General features: G+C 55.1%; 17 protein-coding genes. 7 read left to right on the plus strand and 10 right to left on the minus strand.

All coding sequences use genetic code 11. From position 1 onward, the window contains the following. Positions 1-52: 52 nt before the first annotated feature. The 4 genes from KYE_RS01235 to gmk all read right to left on the minus strand — a co-directional run bounded on the left by KYE_RS01235 (position 53) and on the right by gmk (position 3,763). Positions 53-439 (minus strand): RidA family protein, encoded by a 387-nt coding sequence (locus tag KYE_RS01235; RefSeq protein WP_008169589.1) that lies wholly within the window; start codon positions 437-439, stop codon positions 53-55. 78 nt (positions 440-517) lie between these two features. Next, positions 518-2,659: a RelA/SpoT family protein gene (locus tag KYE_RS01240; RefSeq protein ID WP_008169591.1), complete on the minus strand. Its 2,142-nt coding sequence runs from the start codon at positions 2,657-2,659 to the stop codon at positions 518-520. Between the two features lie 172 nt (positions 2,660-2,831). Continuing rightward, complete coding sequence (gene rpoZ, locus KYE_RS01245; RefSeq protein WP_008169593.1) at positions 2,832-3,044, minus strand: DNA-directed RNA polymerase subunit omega; 213 nt, start codon at positions 3,042-3,044, stop codon at positions 2,832-2,834. Positions 3,045-3,130: 86 nt separating this feature from the next. Further along, positions 3,131-3,763 (minus strand): guanylate kinase, encoded by a 633-nt coding sequence (gmk, locus tag KYE_RS01250; RefSeq protein WP_008169596.1) that lies wholly within the window; start codon positions 3,761-3,763, stop codon positions 3,131-3,133. 148 nt (positions 3,764-3,911) lie between these two features. Here gmk and KYE_RS01255 point away from each other — a divergent pair, with 148 nt between their 5' ends. From KYE_RS01255 to KYE_RS01285, 7 genes are all read left to right on the plus strand, one after another. Continuing rightward, positions 3,912-4,733, plus strand: a complete 822-nt coding sequence (locus KYE_RS01255; protein ID WP_008169597.1) for an RluA family pseudouridine synthase — start codon at positions 3,912-3,914, stop codon at positions 4,731-4,733. Positions 4,734-5,160: 427 nt separating this feature from the next. Beyond that, positions 5,161-6,009 (plus strand): hypothetical protein, encoded by an 849-nt coding sequence (locus tag KYE_RS01265; RefSeq protein ID WP_008169601.1) that lies wholly within the window; start codon positions 5,161-5,163, stop codon positions 6,007-6,009. After that, complete coding sequence (locus tag KYE_RS01270; RefSeq protein WP_008169603.1) at positions 6,002-6,415, plus strand: hypothetical protein; 414 nt, start codon at positions 6,002-6,004, stop codon at positions 6,413-6,415. Before KYE_RS01265 ends, KYE_RS01270 begins: the two co-directional genes overlap by 8 nt. A 70-nt stretch (positions 6,416-6,485) precedes the next feature. Beyond that, positions 6,486-6,875, plus strand: a complete 390-nt coding sequence (locus KYE_RS01275; RefSeq protein WP_008169604.1) for a hypothetical protein — start codon at positions 6,486-6,488, stop codon at positions 6,873-6,875. A gap of 120 nt (positions 6,876-6,995) precedes the next feature. Continuing rightward, positions 6,996-7,628, plus strand: a complete 633-nt coding sequence (locus tag KYE_RS01280; protein ID WP_008169609.1) for a recombinase family protein — start codon at positions 6,996-6,998, stop codon at positions 7,626-7,628. A 48-nt stretch (positions 7,629-7,676) separates the two neighbouring features. Then, a complete protein-coding gene (locus KYE_RS21600) occupies positions 7,677-7,835 on the plus strand; it encodes a hypothetical protein (RefSeq protein ID WP_008169611.1) in 159 nt (52 codons plus the stop codon). Between the two features lie 105 nt (positions 7,836-7,940). Then, entirely contained in the window at positions 7,941-8,291 is a 351-nt protein-coding gene (locus tag KYE_RS01285; RefSeq protein ID WP_008169613.1) for a hypothetical protein, read from the plus strand. A 268-nt stretch (positions 8,292-8,559) separates the two neighbouring features. On the opposite strand, the gene KYE_RS01290 is transcribed toward KYE_RS01285, so the two are convergent. The 6 genes from KYE_RS01290 to KYE_RS20940 all read right to left on the minus strand — a co-directional run bounded on the left by KYE_RS01290 (position 8,560) and on the right by KYE_RS20940 (position 17,238). Continuing rightward, complete coding sequence (locus KYE_RS01290; RefSeq protein WP_008169614.1) at positions 8,560-10,317, minus strand: UvrD-helicase domain-containing protein; 1,758 nt, start codon at positions 10,315-10,317, stop codon at positions 8,560-8,562. Next, positions 10,310-12,370, minus strand: coding sequence for an ATP-dependent nuclease (locus tag KYE_RS01295; RefSeq protein WP_008169616.1), 2,061 nt, complete (start codon positions 12,368-12,370; stop codon positions 10,310-10,312). Before KYE_RS01295 ends, KYE_RS01290 begins: the two co-directional genes overlap by 8 nt. Before the next feature lie 145 nt (positions 12,371-12,515). Next, the gene (locus KYE_RS21755) at positions 12,516-12,968 is read right to left on the minus strand and encodes an MIT C-terminal domain-containing protein (RefSeq protein WP_264622514.1); all 453 of its coding nucleotides are present in this window, start codon (positions 12,966-12,968) and stop codon (positions 12,516-12,518) included. Positions 12,969-13,006: 38 nt separating this feature from the next. Beyond that, positions 13,007-14,587, minus strand: coding sequence for a BREX system Lon protease-like protein BrxL (gene brxL, locus KYE_RS01300; protein ID WP_227497715.1), 1,581 nt, complete (start codon positions 14,585-14,587; stop codon positions 13,007-13,009). Between the two features lie 12 nt (positions 14,588-14,599). Beyond that, entirely contained in the window at positions 14,600-17,098 is a 2,499-nt protein-coding gene (gene pglZ, locus KYE_RS01305) for a BREX-1 system phosphatase PglZ type A (RefSeq protein ID WP_008169618.1), read from the minus strand. Then, on the minus strand, positions 17,095-17,238 hold the full coding sequence (locus KYE_RS20940; protein WP_227497717.1) for a DUF4276 family protein: 144 nt from the start codon (positions 17,236-17,238) through the stop codon (positions 17,095-17,097). Before KYE_RS20940 ends, pglZ begins: the two co-directional genes overlap by 4 nt. Positions 17,239-17,245 lie beyond the last annotated feature (7 nt).

The following is a 17,245-nucleotide window of genomic DNA, read 5'->3' on the forward strand; positions in this document are numbered from 1 at the left end:
ATTAAAAAAGGCGGCCAAGGCCGCCTTTTCTCAATTCAGGTGTTTTCAGGTCTTAGCTGAGCACCATCACCGCTTCCATTTCAATGGGCACTCCCTTGGGCAGCGCCGCGACACCTACCGCCGCTCGGGCCGGATACGGTTCCTGGAAATAGGTGGCCATGATCTCGTTGACCGTGGCGAAATTGGCCAGGTCCGTCATGTAGATGTTCAGTTTCACAATGTCCTTCAGCTCGCCACCGGCGGCCTCGCAAACGGCCTTGAGATTATCGAATACCTGCCGGGTCTTGGCAGAGAAATCGCCGGCGACCACTTCCATGGTTTCCGGCACCAGCGGAATCTGGCCAGACAGGTACACGGTATCCCCTGCCTTTACCGCCTGGGAGTATGTGCCGATCGCCTGGGGCGCATTCTCGGTCTGAATTACGGATTTGTTGGTCATGACCCTTGGTTTCCTCTCTTCCAAAACGCCAATCCTCGCCCTTGCGTGGCGCGCCTGTCAACCGGGCTTTGGTCGGGGTCAGTGCCGCACACGGCTGATGTGGGTAATCGCACGAATGTTGCGGATCCGTCGCATCACCCGCGCCAGGTGCCGGCGACCATTAACGTGTACCACGAGACTGACAATGCCAAAGCGGGCGTTCTGCTCTTCCACGTTAATGCGCTCGATGTTGCCGTCCGCCATGGCAACCGCATTGGCCATCTCGGCAATCACACCGCGCTGGCGCTCCAGCTCTACCCGGAGTTCCACGGAAAATTCGTCGGTAATGTCCTTGGCCCATTTGAGGTGCGTGAGGCGAGCCCGCCCCTCATCGTCCTCGGGCAACCGGGAGCAGGTATCGGAATGAATCACCATACCTTTGCCGGAATCCATCACCCCAACCACCGGGTCTCCCGGAATCGGCTTGCAACAGCTGGCAAACCGGACCAGAAGGCCTTCCGTGCCCCGAATTGTCACCGGGCTATGATTGCCACCCTCGATATCCCTGGGAGCCTCAATGGCTTCGGCAACCTCTGAGCCGCTCGCGAGCTGACGAGCCACCAGATAGGCCATCCGGTTGCCGAGCCCGATGTCACTGATCAGATCATCAAAACTGTTCACCTGATTGTGGTTCACTACGGCTTGCTTCTGGGCGTCGCTGATTTCGGACAGTTTCGCACCAAACCCCTTCAGGGATTTCTTCAGCAGGGTGCGACCGAGCTCCAGCGATTCCGCACGCTTCTGGCTCTTGAGCACGTGCCGGATACTGCTCCGGGCCTTGCCGGTCACCACGAAACTGAGCCAGGCCGGGTTGGGGCGGGCGCCGGGCGCAGTGATGATTTCCACGGTCTGGCCACTCTGCAGAGGCTGGCTGAGGGAACCCAGGTTGCGGTTGATTCGACAGGCTACGGTGGCGTTGCCGATGTCCGTGTGGATGGCATAGGCAAAGTCCACCGGCGTCGCCCCGCTTGGCAACTCCATGATGCGGCCTTTCGGGGTGAAAACGTATATCTCGTCCGGGAACAGGTCTACCTTTACATGCTCGATAAACTCCATAGAGTCATCGGCCCGTTCCCGCATTTCCATCAGTCCCTTCACCCAGCGGTCGACCCGGGCCTGGTTGGCGCTGGTCACGCTGCTGGATTCATTCTTGTACATCCAGTGCGCCGCAATCCCGTTATTGGCGATATGCTCCATCTCCTCGGTACGGATCTGGATCTCGATGTTCACGTGCATCCCGAACAGAGTGGTGTGGATGGACTGGTAGCCATTGGCCTTGGGCATGGCTATGTAATCCTTGAAGCGGCCCGGAAGGGGTTTGTAGAGGCTGTGTACGGCACCGAGGATCCGGTAGCAGTCGTCTTCGGTATCGGTGATGATCCGGAACGCGTAAACGTCCATGATTTCATGGAAGGATTTCTGCTTGAACTTCATCTTGTTGTAGATGCTGTTCAGGTGCTTTTCCCGGCCCAGAATCCGCCCTGGCAGGCCCCGCTCCTCTAACTTTTCCTGCAGTTTGCCACGAATATCCTCGATGATTTCGCGGTGGCTGCCCCTGAGCTTGTCCACCGCTTTTGATATGTACTTCGAACGCATCGGATACAGCGAGGTAAACCCCAGATCCTCGAGCTCGGTGCAGATCGAGTGCATGCCCAGACGGTTGGCGATGGGGGCGTAGATATCGAGGGTCTCGGTGGCAATGCGCTGGCGCTTCTCATAGGGCATGGGGCCCAGGGTGCGCATATTGTGAAGGCGGTCCGCCAGCTTCACCAGAATGACCCGAATATCTCTGGCCATGGCCAGAGTCATCTTCTGGAAGTTTTCAGCCTGGGCTTCCGCCCGGGACCGGAATTCGATCTGGGTAAGCTTGCTGACGCCATCCACCAGTTCCGCAACATCGTCGCCGAACTGCTCCGCCAGGGCATCCTTGGGAATGCCGGTGTCTTCGATCACATCGTGAAGCATCGCCGCCATCAGGCTCTGATGATCCAGACGGAGATCGGCGAGAATATGGGCGACAGCCAGGGGGTGAGTAATGTACCGGTCGCCGCTCTTACGCATCTGGCCCTCATGGGCCTGCTCGGCATAATAATAGGCGCGTCGCACCTGATTGATGCGAGTGGTATCCAGATAGGAACTTAGCTCTCGAGCCAGTCCTTCAACCGTAGCCTCTGCCGACACCGCGCCTCCACGACTTCATGAAATTCAGGGACAAAAAACCCGAATGCACGCATCCGGGTCCTTCCAGAGTCCTTCCAGCAACGTTCTATAGCTACACTATAAAACCGCGGGGACAGATTTCAATGCTTCTCGCTTGCGGACAGATACTTATATACCTGGCTCCGCAGCTGGGTCACTCGTCGTCTTCTTCCTTGAGGAGATCACGAGTAATCTTGCCTTCGGCAATCTCGCGCAGAGCGATAACCGTGGGCTTATCATTTTCTTCAGCCACCATCGGCTCGGCACCCTTGGTAGCGAGCTGACGGGCACGCTTGGTTGCCAGCATTACCAGCTGGAAGCGGTTATCAACGTTTTCCAGACAATCTTCAACGGTAACTCGTGCCATAACTTCCCCGACTCATAAAATGACTGTTTCAGCAGACCGCACAGTTTACTGTGGCCGGTTCAATTTGTATACAGGAAAACCCCGTATCACGCCGGGCCGGACAATCCCGCCAGCAACGCTCGATGCCTTGGCTGCTGCACTTCCATGCGAAGGCGCTGGGCCCGGACAATCGCGAGCAGATCTCCGAGGGCCGCTTCGAAGTCGTCATTGACCACCAGAAAGTCGAACTCCACTGCGTGACGGCACTCTTCCTCAGCCTCGGCCAGGCGCCGCTCCACTATCTCCGGCGCATCGGTGCCACGCCCGACCAGTCGGTCGCGCAGCACTTCCGGCGACGGCGGCACGATGAAAATACTGACACACTCGGGAATAAGCCGTCGCACCTGAGCGGCACCCTGCCAGTCGATCTCCAGGATCACATCCTGGCCTGTTGCCAGAGTTTCCCGAACCCATGCCTGGGAAGTGCCGTAGTAATTGCCGAAGACATCGGCGTGCTCCAGAAAGTCGCCCTCGCCAATCATCGCCTCGAACACGGTCCGGCTGACAAAGTGATAGTTCACCCCGTTCTGTTCGCCCTCCCGCATCGAGCGGGTCGTGTGCGAGACGGAAACACCGAGCTTCTCGTCATTGCGGAGCATTTCCGCCACAAGGCTGGTCTTGCCGGCACCGGATGGCGCGGAGATAACGTACAGAGTACCCTGCTCAACTGCCTGACTCATAACCCGAGAACTCCAAACCTGGACACGGCGGCCGCGTATTCCGGCCAGTAAAGCACGGAATTATACGGACTTTGGCAAAACACCGCACCCCACAAGGGCGTCAGCTGATACCATTTGCCTATCCACTGTTCAGCGACTGCAAGAACCCATGCGAACCACCATCGACATCACCGTGAAGCAGCCAGGCAAAGCCATCGACGCCCTGAGCGAGGCGGCCCCCGGGCTTTCGCGTCAGAAAATCAAGGACGCCATGACCAAAGGCGCCTGCTGGTGGACTCACAAAGGCAAACGCCTTCGGCTACGCCGTGCCACAAAGGAGCTGAAACCGGGTATCCGACTACAGCTTTACTACGACGAGAAGGTGCTTGAGAGGAAACCGGAAAAGCCGATTCTCCTGGAGAATGCGGGGCGCTACACCGTCTGGTTCAAACCTCATGGGCTACTGGCCCAGGGCTCCCAGTGGGGCGACCACTGCAGTTTGCTTCGCCTGGCCGAAATCCAGCTTGAGCAACCATGCCATCTGATCCACAGGCTCGACGCCGACGCTGCCGGGCTGATGCTGATCGCCCATGACTCGAAAGCGGCCGGCGCCCTTTCCCAGTGTTTTTCGGGGCGGACCATGACCAAACACTACAAGGCGCGAGTGGCCGGCCTCATCGACGCTCGGGAGCAGCTCGTTGATGCGCCCGTCGAGGGCAAGGCGGCCGTCAGCCGTGTCTCAACGCTCGAGCTGGACGAAACCGGGGAAACTTCACTGTTGGAAATCAGTATCGAAACCGGACGAAAACACCAGATTCGCCGGCATCTGGCGGGCCTCGGCCATCCGATCATCGGTGATCGCCTTTACGGGCGACCGGCCGGCGTACCCTTGCAGCTCCTCGCCTTTTACCTGGAATTCGACTGCCCCCTGAACAAGCGCAAGATGACGTTCGAACTGTCGGCGGAACTGAGCGACCTCACACTGAATTGACCACCGGCGTAGAGATCCGGCTTATTCCAGATTCTGCACCTGCTCGAAGAATAATAATTTAAAATTCTTTAAAAACAGATGCTTGCCTTATTTTTTGCATCGATATTCGCCCAATACTACCCATTTTACTACCCATGGATAGAAACTTTATCTCTGATTGGCCCAATCGGTTACTACCCATGATTATAAACTGGGATAAGTGGGGAAACTGGGAATTTCTGATCCTTTTCCGATTTACCAACACCTTGTCTAAACCGAAAAAACCTTCTGGCGAGTCTAGCAAGAGCGGCACTCCCGATGCACCACTGCTGATATACCGAAGTTTGTACTGACAGCACAAACCTTTGATTTTATTAGATATTTTTTGTTTTTCCTCTTGCATATTTGAAACTTCGTGCGAGTATTTTAGAAAACGCAGGAGTTCAAAATGACGAAGTTGAAGACCATTTGTTTTGCTGTAACTACAGCCGCGCTCGCGGGTTGCGCTGCCACGCCTCGACACTATGACGACGAATCATCCCGCGCACTGAATCTGGCCCGTGCCGGCGGCGTCTACGATCAGGACCTGCGGGATTCACCAGACGGGACGCGCTCGTATCGGAAGGGTTTGTTGGTAAGCGCCCTCAACCTGGCCAGTCTGGCTACTTCACTAGATGCGCCGCTTCGTCATCTTAATGGCACCCAGACGCTACTCTTCAACGCCACTGACATCATGATGACGCCGGACAACCCTTCGGCGCGACCCAGCCTGATGGGCTGGATGCCGGAATCACTGGCGGCGAACGAGGATGACGCCTATGACCACTATGTTGCAGTCGTAGATGAGGCCATCACCCAGGCCGCCAAGTCGATGGCGATAAAGGTAACGAAGCTCACAGACGTGAAGACGCCGGAGATTGATGGGAACCCGCTCATGCTGTGGTCGGTAACAGTCGAGCGATATGGCTGTGCCGATAGCAACTGCATCATCGCCTATAACATCCAACAACCGAATCACTGGAAGACACCAAGCTATGTCATCGGCCGTGAAGCAGCCAGTTACAACATCGCTGCCAACCATCCCGAGAAATATTCCCGACTGGTATTTCGGCAGTCCGGCCATGAACTCACCTTTCCAGTAGATGAATTCTATGGCGCTGTCAGCGCCGGCATGCCTCCCTGGATAGTGATGTACTTTCCACCAAACACCGTGATCCAGGACGGCGAGCCGCTCCCCTATCCGGTGTTGTATGAACAGGGCCAACAGCTGATGTTCAGGGAGCCCGACCATGAGTGACTGGCACGATGAACTTGAGTTGGCACTGCTGCCGCTGGAGGACCTAAGAGTCGATAGCGTCTACATGACTTTTGTGATCAGCAATGCCCTGAGCGATCGAGGCATTTTCCATCAATGCCGGATCGGATACGCGGAGGACCGACTGAGCCGAATGACCACCGCTCCCCATTGCTGGGTCGAGCTCGAACAGGGCTGGTGTATCGATCTCCGGCTCAGACAGTGGCTGGGCGATGAGGACGACCTCCCTCATGGCGTATTCCAGCCATCCGACTACCCGCGAGTTCGATACCAAGGCACGGCGTTGCTGGTTCCACGCCTGGACGTGGAAGATTTGAGGGCGATGACGAATGATGCCTACAGCAAGGTGAAACTGCCGTGGCTGGCCGGGCAAGCCGCAGCGGCCTGACGCCGGGCAAAACTTGCATTTTCTCAGGTTCTGGTGGCTTCGAAGTAAAGAACTATCGGGGACTGAGGCCATGGTGAGAGTGGCAAAAACAGTAGCAGTGGGGCTCGCCGGGATCGGCGTTGTGGAGCTCGCCTTTAGGGTTACCGATGCTGCGCTTTACGCATGGTATCTATTGTTCGTGCTGTGGGTGGTCGTACTGTTCATTCGCTTCGCACTAGCCGCAGTCGATGCCTACAAGACGGTTTTCGCCAAGGGACCCGATGGGGAAATGACGTTTCCTGAATTCGAACAAAAGATGGCGTCGTTCAGTCGAGGCAGTGATGAGGAGGCAACCGGCGCGGGCAACAAGGCAACTTCCGGCAATGGGAGCAATGGCGGTACAGAGGGTTTCTTCGATGACGACAGAATCAACCAGATTTATCGAGCGGACGATCCGTTCGGGGATTTTCTCGACTCTTGAGGTGGTTCCTTATGGGTACAGATCAGGAGAACCAGGGGTTCGAACCCGGTAACGGCCACCAGAACCACCTAAACCAGACCGGCCAGAGAGAACCACTTATAACAGACTGAGGAACCGACGATGTTTATTCGAGCCTACCTTCGGGCATCCACGCAGGAACAGAATGCGGAGCGAGCCCGGGAGTCACTGGTACAGTTCGCAGCCAACCACGGTCAGCGTATTGCCGCTTTCTACGTGGAGAATGTGTCCGGCGCCACCCTGCACCGCCCCGAGCTGATGAAACTGATCGCAGATTCCGATGAGGGCGACATCGTTCTGGTCGAACAAATTGATCGGCTGGCTCGCCTCAAACAGAGTGACTGGGACTCCCTCAAGCAAAAGCTGGCCGCCAAGCGGTTAGCCATCGTCTCCCCGGAATTACCGACCAGTTGGCTCGCCCTGGAAAAGAAGGACGACACCGGTTTCACCGACTCCATTCTACGAGCGGTCAACGCCATGATGCTCGACATGCTGGCTGCCGTGGCCCGCAAAGATTACGAAGACCGTCGGCGCCGGCAGTTCCAGGGCATTCATAAAGCAAAAACGGAGGGCAAGTACCAGGGGCGGCAACCAGACCTGAAGCGCAGACAGCACATCGCCAGCCTACTACGCAGTGGTCACAGCTACAGCGAGATCCAGGAGATGCTGAGTTGCTCGCGGCACTTGATTGCGTCTGTCGCCAAAGAACAAAGACAGGCCGATGCTGTGGCCTGAAACCAACAAACTGCCCTCAAAGGGCCATCAACCATTGGAGACCTGAATATGCTGAATCTATCTGCCACACTGATTGCATTCCTGAGCTTTGTCGCAGTCATACTTTTTATCTGCGTTGTGGCCTACCGAAACGCGGACCGTCTGGAAGCGTACGTAGAGCGCAAGTTCCGGAGGAAGGCGCACCGTCCTAACAGCGATCTGAAATAAATTCGGGGCAAACTGGTGTTCTTGCCCAAAACGGACAGTTCGAGAGCCGTGCCTACTGCGTCGTCCATGGCAGCATAATCGTGAAGTCGATATGAGGTTATGCACATGACGGACAGAACAGCCAGGCTTCCCGACAGCTTTCTCCTTTTATTGGAACAGGAAGAAAAGTGGAGACAGCAGCGGGAGGAGACGGGGCTTCCGGCTCTCACAATACTGATCGACGCCGCTCACAGCGGTGGTGGCCAGGCCCGGCATATCCGGCGATTCCTGCTTGGCCTATATAATGCCAGTCACTGGCCATTCGAGCTGAACCGGCTGAGGGCCTTGGATGCCGAGCTGCAACAGGCTGCGTTGCAGGTTCTGGCGCTGGATTGGAATGGCCGGGAGGTTCACACCTATGTGCCGGGTGGTGACGAGCTGTTTCAGTCCTGGTGGGAGCGTGAATCAAAAGCGTGATAAATTTTCTGCCCTGTACAGGATTGAAACCTACCCAACCCCATATCGGGTGTTCTATCCCAGCACCAGGGAGCTGGGAAGATCCCTCGCTGTTCACGGCGACCTCGACACGGATACCGAGGTGACGGGTGACCATGCGGGACAGACCTACAGCCAGGGAGAAGCTGACGATAAGCTTTCACCAACGGAAAGACTCGTCATAGGCCGAACCTCCCCGGATTGGTCAGCCGATATGCCAGTAGGATATGCGCAGAGTTCTTATGAAACATTACTCAACTACACTTTCTATATTTTGTTTCTCAAACCAACTCTCAACCGTGTTCAGGGCTCCGGGAGAAAGCTGCTGGGTAAACAGAAGAGCGAGTCGTCTTTTTGGTCTAGAGCATGCAACGTAAAAAAGGTTTCTGTTATTTTCAAAAGTTGCGCGGTCCTTTTCGCTCAGCGTGTCCTGTTTGGGGACATTTTCGAGCATTTTCCCAAAATTGTATTTGTTCCAACCTCGACCAACTATGACCAGAACATTTTCGAACTCAGCACCTTTTACACCATGTTTCGTCTCGAATGGCGAATGCCCCTCAAGGTAGTTGGTAACGGATATAATCTCCTGATATGGAATATCATGAAGTTTCCGTACCTCCATCAGTGAACGAGGCATTTCTTCCCCCTCTGATGGATCGAAAGTTTCGAGCCGCAGCTCTATCTTCTCCACTGCATCGGCAAGCCGGGGAATTCGGAATTCCCGCAAATGCGCAACTACATCGGCGACAGTGCCAGTCTGTCGGATTTCGAGTAGGCGCGTCATGGAGTCCGACCAATCCTTTTTGTCAGCGGCCTTTAGTAAATAGCTTTTACTCGCCCCCAGCGCCGCGAACATCTCTCCATACCGTTTTGCTGCAAAAGCTCGACAAGCGGGCTCCAAGTGATCGACAAAGAACGCGATATGGGCCTGCTCCTTCTTCGTGAAGGAATTATTGTCCCGAAAAACGCTTGCTAAACTGCTATAGCCCTGCTGTTTACCTAGCGCCCGGTGAGTGAGCATGAGGATCTTAGTCCTTTCGGCCGACAGGTCCCAACCTGCTTTGGTGAGGCGGCTCTTTACTTCGGAGATTGTGTTGTTGGCAGCATCGTCCGGCAAATCGCCGCCGTAATGTGGCCCCTTGAGCCTGATGCCCGGCCACTCGTTCGTATGGAATATACGCACCTCACCACGAACGTCTGGATCGAGGACGAACTGCTTGAGCTCCGGTCTCATACGGTTGAGACAATCGACAACGGCGGACGCAGACCGGAAATTGGCTTGCTTTCCTATCTCCGTTATCGTGGTGTCTACCAGCTCGCCGCAGCCATCTCCATAAATCTTTTGCCAGTGATCTCCGAAAAAGCCGAATAGCGGCGGCCCGCCCTTGCCAAAAAAATGTTCGCGTATCGCTGCAATCCAATCTGCATTTGTATCTTGGTATTCGTCGATCAGGATGACTGGATACCGGTAACGAAAGATGTTTCTGAACTTCTCATAGCCAAGCAATCGTATGGTCAGGGGTAGAACATCGTTGTGGTGAATCGAGATAGCCTCGTCCGTGATGCCGCGATAGCCAAGTGAATATTCAATCCTCCGAGATCCTGGGCCACCAGCTTCTTTAAGACGTTCTTCCCATGGATCGCTAGACCATCCTTCAAGCTCTTGCAAGTGAACGCGCAACTGAGACTGAAAGCCGGAAATTACAGACCAGCAGAAGGCATGGATGGTGTCGCAGTGAATAAGCGGGCTGCGATCGGTCCGTGCTTTGATTTCCTCCTTTGCGACGTTTGTAAAAGTAATGCAAGCAATACGCTGATTGAGGCGTGGAAGGCGTTCGCCTTCCCGTTTGATGAGGAACTGCAATGCTTTGACCAGCGAATAGGTCTTACCAGCCCCGGCACCCGCCTCCAGCTTGAAACTATTCGACTTCTCGATGGCTTCGCGAACCGCAGTAAGTGCACGTTCGCTGGCTTCCTCGGCAGGTGATAACTCAGTCGGTTCAGTCATTGGCGGATTCCTCCGCAATATCCTCTGAGACAACAGTGGCTTCCGGTGGTACTGGGACGGTGGGTGGTGCTACGAAACCTCTGGCGAGCCAGGCAAGCCCGTCATTGATATATTTCGGAATGTTCCAGTCCGTATCGTCGATCGCGTATTGCAGAGCAAAAGCAGACTTCTTGAATGTTTCGGCTTTTGCAAGGGCGTCCCCGGCGAGGGCTTCGGGCGTGTCGCCGCTTACCCCGAATTTTGCGCCATTTGCCAGCAGAAAAGCATCCTCGAAAGTTCTGCCGCAGGGACCATCATTCACTTCCCGGCATTGGTACGCGATCCTAATGCGCCCTCTGATTTGTTCTTCATCGGATTTTTCAAGCAGATCATTGGGAACGTTGGGCCCACCGCCAAACCATGAATTGATACAGGCATTGCTGGTGGCGTTTGCTTCATGCACGAGACACTTTTTTCCTCCGACGTCAGTGACAGGGTCAAGGTCGGTTACGATGAGCGTTTGCAGCTCCAAGAAATTTAAAAGATCGAAGAATTTATGCGCATAGGCACCTCCAACCTCCATGATGGTTAAGTACTGACTGCGAAGCTTCGGTCCCGACGTGTCGGCTTTGTCTCGCTTTTTGATCATGATTGGCAACATGAGCCGCTCGCTGGTGCCTTCGATCAGTATCGCTTTGTCCGCAAAGAACAGATCGCAGCGCGTCAGGGTAAGATACTGGTGGAGGAACTTCTTGTCTTCGGGCTTAGTGCTAGACATTCCTCGGCGCAGGTCCTTGATTTTGGTATTCCAGATGGTCGACCTATCATTGGCCGGTGAAGGCAGGAAATACCGGATCGATTCAAAATGCGCTTCGTTTGCGATATGAGACGAGTGAGTCGAAACCAGGAACTGGACAGGCCACTCCGGATCCTTTTCATGTTCCTTGTTTAACTTTTCGACGATCGCGCCAATCTGGCGAATAAAAACTTCCTGCATCTGGGGATGCAAATGAGCTTCTGGTTCCTCAATAAAGACGATGTGGACTCCGGGGGCGTGGGCCTGCGCCCGGAATTCACGATAAAAACTGACTATCTGTAGCAAGATAAATATCAGGTTTCGCATACCAAGCCCGTTATAGGATTCGGGCAAAAGGACGCCGCTATCCCCTTCGTAGCGGATCTTTGTATGGTTCGTCAGAAGACGATGAACATCGAGTGACGTCTCTGTCGTCAGCACGGATCCACCCAATCCAGGGTAGCCAAAGGTTTGCAAAGTAGGTAACAATTGTTGCAATTGGCTGCGAAAATCGCTGTCGATAGTTTCTTGAATTGTGCGAACAGCTTCCTCAAGCTGTTCGGCTATTTTGCGCTCCTTCTCATCCGCGGTATCCAGTGATGCGTTATTGAACAATCCTTCCAGCACCTTGGCGAGAACATCGCTTTCCTTGGTGGTGATATCGTCAAGGCCACGCTGTGCGTTGATAAAGCCTGTTTTTAGCAAGGTCCTGACGGCGGCCTGAGAACTTTCTTTACGATTCGACGCATCATTAGGGTCTTCCGCCCAGACTTTAATGCCGTACAGATTGTGGATGCGCGCAGCGATTTCACGAAAGAACAGTTTCCGTGTCGCATCAGTGATTTCTTCAGGAAGTCCGTCGAACAGTCGGTTGATCGCTCCATCCATCGGCTCAAATCGCATTACAACGAGGGCTTCATCGCATGCCATATCAAGATCGACGATAAATTCGCCGAGTGGTCCAAGTCGCGGCTGTGCAGGGTTATAACGGAAGAACAAGCGCAGTTCGATAATTGGAAGAAGCGTGCGTATTTCTGATTCCTCCTTTCCTTCTCTCTCCGCCTTGAACGCTGCGCAGAACTCCTCATAACACTCGGTTGAGAAATCTTGAAGGTAAAATGTCGCGTTCTTGTCCGATGTGAATCGCCGAATGACTTCGGATAGGGATGTTTTGCCGCTGTTGTTCCTTCCCACGATTACAGAAGTCTCGCTTTCAAGAAAAAGTTCAACATCCCGAAGAAGACGGAAGTTCTTTATCTGTACGCGGTTTAGTTTCATAGTGCCTCCGTAGCGCGACGCCGAAAATCTCTCAGTTCACCTGAGTTAACGTTCCACCTTCTCAATGGATCGAATGGCAGCGACTTGGAACCACTGGGCGCGCCCTGAAAATCATTTGGTCAGTGATGCCGTTACGCTGCTCATGTTATTCCCCCTCAGTTCCATTCGGCTTTTGTTTAATAAACGTCACCTCAAAGGCCTTGCTCGACCGAAACTGCTGCAACCGGTTGGCAAACGCGAAGGCTTCATTCATCTCGTAGTGCTGAAAGATGTCCAGCCCCCGATCCAGCGATATCTTCCAGCCGTGGTCCGTAACGATATGACGGGCGTGAATGGTGCCGCTTTCATCAAACTCCCAGGTGAAGTCGATGCCCACGGTGCGAGCGGATTCTTGGATCTTTTCAAAACTCTCGTCTTGTAGGTCACCCTTGAACTCGTCCCGGACTGTGACGAGGTGAACCGCCACTTCATCTTCTTCCGCTTTGTTCTTCACGATGGCTTCGAGAAACTCCATGAAATTGCGGATTTGGTAGAAAAGCCGAATGTAGGGGTCTGTGACGGTGATCTTGCGGGCGCCCTTCAGGTATGCGCCAAACAAGCCGTCGAATGAGATACCCTTTTGGTTCTCCTGGAAAGTCAGGTGCTTTTCCTCCAGTACGGACTCGGGGGCGCGAGGCTCTTTGGGCTCGCCACCTTTAACGTCTGCTGCTGGCTCGGGCGCTTCCCCCCGTCATCAGGGGTGGACACCGCCTGGTGGTAGTAACCCGGGTACTCTTCTTCCTCAAGTGTCGTGACCAGTATTTCCTGGCCTTCCTGGTCCTGATAGGAAAATCGGACTTCACCGTAGGTGGTGTCGATCCGCTGTAACTGGTCCTTGACCCGCTTGCGCCCCTCGATGGCAAAACGCAGCACTTCTTCAACCTCTTCCTTGGTTGCTCCGCCCTGGGGGAACAGGATTTTCATCAAGCCGGAAAAGGTCTTATTGATACCGTCCCGGTCTCGGGTCGAGATATCCGAAGAAAGAGTAAAGTGCTCGCGGTACTGATCGGAATAATCATAGTTCCGCATCGAGCGCAGGATTTCTGCAAGATAGTCCACCACGAAGCCATAGCCATCAGAGAACATCTCGCCCCGGATGATGTCGACCTCCCACCCGGGGATGTAGAAGTGGATACGGTCCAGAAAGGCAGAATCGTAGAACTTGTCCGGCAGCTCATCGAACAGGTCCGAATGCTTTAGCATGTAAGGCACGGTATGCCGGGTGTTCCCCACGAACACCATGGACGCCTCGGCGCCCAGGGTTTCCACGCCCCGGGAGAAGGACTTGTTAGCCATGTAGTTCTTCATGATGTCGACCAGTGCTTTATCGACGCGCTTCTGCTTGCCGGCGAACTCGTCGAAGGCCACGCAATCCCAGTAGCCCACCAGGCCGATTTTGCCGCTGGAGTTGTTCACAAACAGCTTTGGTACAGTGACCTCACCACCAGAAACCAGGATTCCATGGGGCGAAAATTCAGAGTAAACGTGGGATTTACCCGTCCCCTTGGGGCCAAGTTCAATAAGGTTGTAGTTCCGCTCGCAGAACGGAATCAATCGGACCAGTTGCGTCAGCTTGCTGCGCCGTCCGAACATCTCCGGGTTAAAGCCGATACTCTGTATCAGCAGGTCAATCCACTCGTCCGTGCTGAACTGCTGCCGCGCGGCAACGTAGGCGTCGTAGTCGAAGTGAGATAGCTGAATCGGTTTGAGGGTGGACAGAATCCAGGGGCTGACGTTCTGGTCTTCAGAAAATACGTATTCGATGTCCGCAATGCACCAGACGCCGCTTACCAGCAGTTTGGGGTGGGCCTTCACGGTCCCAGAATCCACCAATACCTTCTTGATTCCCAGGTTGGAAAATTGCGCCTCGTAGGCATCCGTCTTCTCATTCAGGGCCACGCTGATCTTATCGATGACCTTGTAGCGCCCCTTTTCCTTGATATTCGAGCGCACCAGCCCGGCCTCGTTGCGGTGGACATAGTGCTTGGCCAGAATCTCCTTGACCGTCTCGATACCGGTCTGAATCGTTGCCTCGTCGTTAGTGGCGCAGTACTGGCCGAGCAGATACTCCAGCACATATGAGGGGACGATGGCATTGCCCTTGACCGTTTTCACCAGGTCTTTGCGCACCACCAACCCGGGGAAGTGTTCGTTGATCTTTTGGTCAAGCGTACTCATTGGCTATAACCCTCAGAAATCAAAATCGCTGGTAAAGGACCGCCGCATCAAATACCTGAGCGACTTGTATTCCTTGTAGTGGGAGGTGCCGGCGTGCTGTTCTCCCAGCTTTAAGAAAACCTCCTGGCCGTTGGCCTCATCCGCCTTGCGGCTGAGCACAAAGCGCACCTGAAGCTCCCGCTCGCGGGGGTTCTCCGAGGTCAGGTCAAACGACAGTTCGTGACTGTCCGAAATCAACTCCCCTGACTGGGTATAAATCCCGGCCCGCAGGTGGCGAGGCTGTACTTTCTCGGTAACCGGCCCGGACTGATACAAGGTGACGGCCAATTGGCCGGAAGTGATCACCGAGCTGGCCCCACGCAGGATGTCTACCTCAACGGCGCTGACGTCACTCTGGCGCTTCTTGTTAACCTTCAGGACCGGAATCACAACCTCCTGCAACGATGCGCCGCCATGCACAAAGCGGCTGCCTGAGCCTTTGAGGCGCAGCCGGTTGATGGACTTGGGAATCTGCACTTCCATATCGCCATCCAGCCCAAGCTGCTCGGACGAGAAGTGATGGAACGCCGGAGAGGCGGACAGCCCTTTACCCAACACAAAACGGCGATCCCGGTAGCGAATATCGTCGCCAGAAACGGCGTCGCCCAGGAAGTCACTCTCATCCAGCTCACGGTTCTGGTAAATAAAGCCATGGTCAGCGGTGATCAGCAGGTTGTTGGCGTTGGCCGCCGTGAGCTTCTTGATCAGACGAATCAGGTCATCCAGGGTTTGTTCTGCGGCTTCAAAGGCCTGCCCCTCTGAGTGCATCTTGTCGCCGGTGTGATCGATGCGGTTGTGGTAGATGTACAGCACATCATTACCTTTGAGCAGCTCACGGCTGTCTTCCCGGTTGAGCTGCATAAAATCCTCCGCCTTGACGGCCTGGCCCCGCCCATCCAGGGCGGCCTTCAGGATTTTGGTACGGTTGACCGTGCCCTGTGAGCTTTGGCCATCCACCAGTACCGTGCCGGTATCGTTGTCGGCGATCGCCAAGGACTTGTTGGGCAGCAGCGCCGCCATACCGAGCTGCGTATAGCTGGGAAGAGTCGAGAGTGCCGGTTCAAGCTCCGCGCTGTAGCGATCTTCCTGCCGGATAAGGCCCAGCAGCTCATCACCAATCTCATAGCGCATGGCGTCGGAAATGATCACACAGATCCGCTTGTCCTTGCGCAGGTAAGGGCGAACCCAGTGCTCGAAAAAGGCCTTTTGCTGAACGACCGGATAGGCCTCCCAGCGCGGCGCGGCGTCCACGTGAACCTGGAAGCCATCGCCCAGCTTGAGCAGGTAGTTGTTGGAATACAGGTTCTCCACCTGCTCACTAAGCTCGCCCATTAACGATGCCTGGCCGGACATACGCACATGGTAGGTAAACTTGCGGTAGAGCTGATCCAGCTGGTACCAGGAGCGGCTGTATCGCTGGACGCCGTCTGAGAGGCTTTCCAAGGTGAGACGAGCCTCACCGAGCATCTGGACAAAACGGGCCGCAAACTCAATGGCTTCATACAGGTGGCGGAACTCCCCGTACCAATGTCCCTGGCGCCGCTGCCGCACCCACAGCGCCACATCACCGCTGGTGACTGTGCGGCCTACCACCGCCCGCACCAGGTCACTGATAATCTTCTGGTCGATTAGCCGGAAGTAGTCCAGCTCAACCAGGTCCCGGAAGTCCCGTTTACCGAGATCCTGCTCAATGCCCAGCACCTCGGCACACTCGGCAGACAGGGTTTCAAACCCCTGCTCGAACTGCCGGCTGTCTTTCCAGCGCTTGAGGAACACCAGGGCGTCGCCGGTCAGTTTAACCTCGCCATCGGTACCCATGGCATAGCAGGATTTGAACAGCTCGATCACAAAGTCGCGCAGGCTGGGTTCACTGGCCTCGTAGCCGTAGAAGCGAGTGAGCTGTTCCCACAGGAAGCTATCCAAGCCGCATCGTTCGATCAGCCGGATGCCATCATCACGCTCTTCCGCCAGTTGCTGCAGCAGGGTTTCCACCACCGAGTCCATACGGGGCTCGCTACCGGCACACACGGCCAGCATCTTCAGGCGAAGCTGACCGACAGTGTCATCCGGCTTCAGCAGCTTCTTCAGCGCCTCCTTGCGCTTGATCGCCTGGAAAAACTCCGCGTGAGCCTGGGCCACCTCGGCAAACTCCAGGCCCAATTCCAGTTCGGATAGCCAGATGGCCACCTGGTCAGTCCGGAACTCGCCGTGGGCCAGCTGTACGTCCAGCAACCAGTTATCCAGATCCTCTGGTTGCGGCCCCTCCTTGTACAACAAGAATTTCTGTTCCGGCGCCTCCCGCAGAATGCGATGTTTCAGGCCGTACTCGTTGTTGGCGATTTCCAGCTTCTCCACGTCTGGGATGGAAACCGCCTCGAAGTCACTGCGCAGCTCCTGTTTGGTGTCGTACCAGAACACAATCCGGTGCTTATCGAAAAGCCTGCTCAGCGCATAATTGATTTGTTGGCTCATTCTTTGCCCCCGAGCTTCTCCAGGCGCGACACCCATTCATCAAAGTGTTTGCAAGAGGCCCGCAGAGCATCGAGGCCGATGTGAGCCGCAACCGATACCCCCGATGTCACCTTGTCGTATTCCGGTATCTCTTTGAGAATTCGTTTC

Source organism: Marinobacter manganoxydans MnI7-9, from assembly GCF_000235625.1.
In the GTDB taxonomy this organism is placed as follows: Bacteria; Pseudomonadota; Gammaproteobacteria; order Pseudomonadales; family Oleiphilaceae; genus Marinobacter; species Marinobacter manganoxydans.

Coding starts and splice junctions, on each gene's coding strand:
- KYE_RS01235 (WP_008169589.1), bottom strand. CDS start 439: ATGACCAACAAATCCGTAATTCAGACCGAGAATGCGCCCCAGGCGATC.
- rpoZ (WP_008169593.1), bottom strand. CDS start 3,044: ATGGCACGAGTTACCGTTGAAGATTGTCTGGAAAACGTTGATAACCGC.
- gmk (WP_008169596.1), bottom strand. CDS start 3,763: ATGAGTCAGGCAGTTGAGCAGGGTACTCTGTACGTTATCTCCGCGCCA.
- KYE_RS01255 (WP_008169597.1), top strand. CDS start 3,912: ATGCGAACCACCATCGACATCACCGTGAAGCAGCCAGGCAAAGCCATC.
- KYE_RS01265 (WP_008169601.1), top strand. CDS start 5,161: ATGACGAAGTTGAAGACCATTTGTTTTGCTGTAACTACAGCCGCGCTC.
- KYE_RS01270 (WP_008169603.1), top strand. CDS start 6,002: ATGAGTGACTGGCACGATGAACTTGAGTTGGCACTGCTGCCGCTGGAG.
- KYE_RS01275 (WP_008169604.1), top strand. CDS start 6,486: ATGGTGAGAGTGGCAAAAACAGTAGCAGTGGGGCTCGCCGGGATCGGC.
- KYE_RS01280 (WP_008169609.1), top strand. CDS start 6,996: ATGTTTATTCGAGCCTACCTTCGGGCATCCACGCAGGAACAGAATGCG.
- KYE_RS21600 (WP_008169611.1), top strand. CDS start 7,677: ATGCTGAATCTATCTGCCACACTGATTGCATTCCTGAGCTTTGTCGCA.
- KYE_RS01285 (WP_008169613.1), top strand. CDS start 7,941: ATGACGGACAGAACAGCCAGGCTTCCCGACAGCTTTCTCCTTTTATTG.
- KYE_RS01290 (WP_008169614.1), bottom strand. CDS start 10,317: ATGACTGAACCGACTGAGTTATCACCTGCCGAGGAAGCCAGCGAACGT.
- KYE_RS01295 (WP_008169616.1), bottom strand. CDS start 12,370: ATGAAACTAAACCGCGTACAGATAAAGAACTTCCGTCTTCTTCGGGAT.
- brxL (WP_227497715.1), bottom strand. CDS start 14,587: ATGAGTACGCTTGACCAAAAGATCAACGAACACTTCCCCGGGTTGGTG.
- pglZ (WP_008169618.1), bottom strand. CDS start 17,098: ATGAGCCAACAAATCAATTATGCGCTGAGCAGGCTTTTCGATAAGCAC.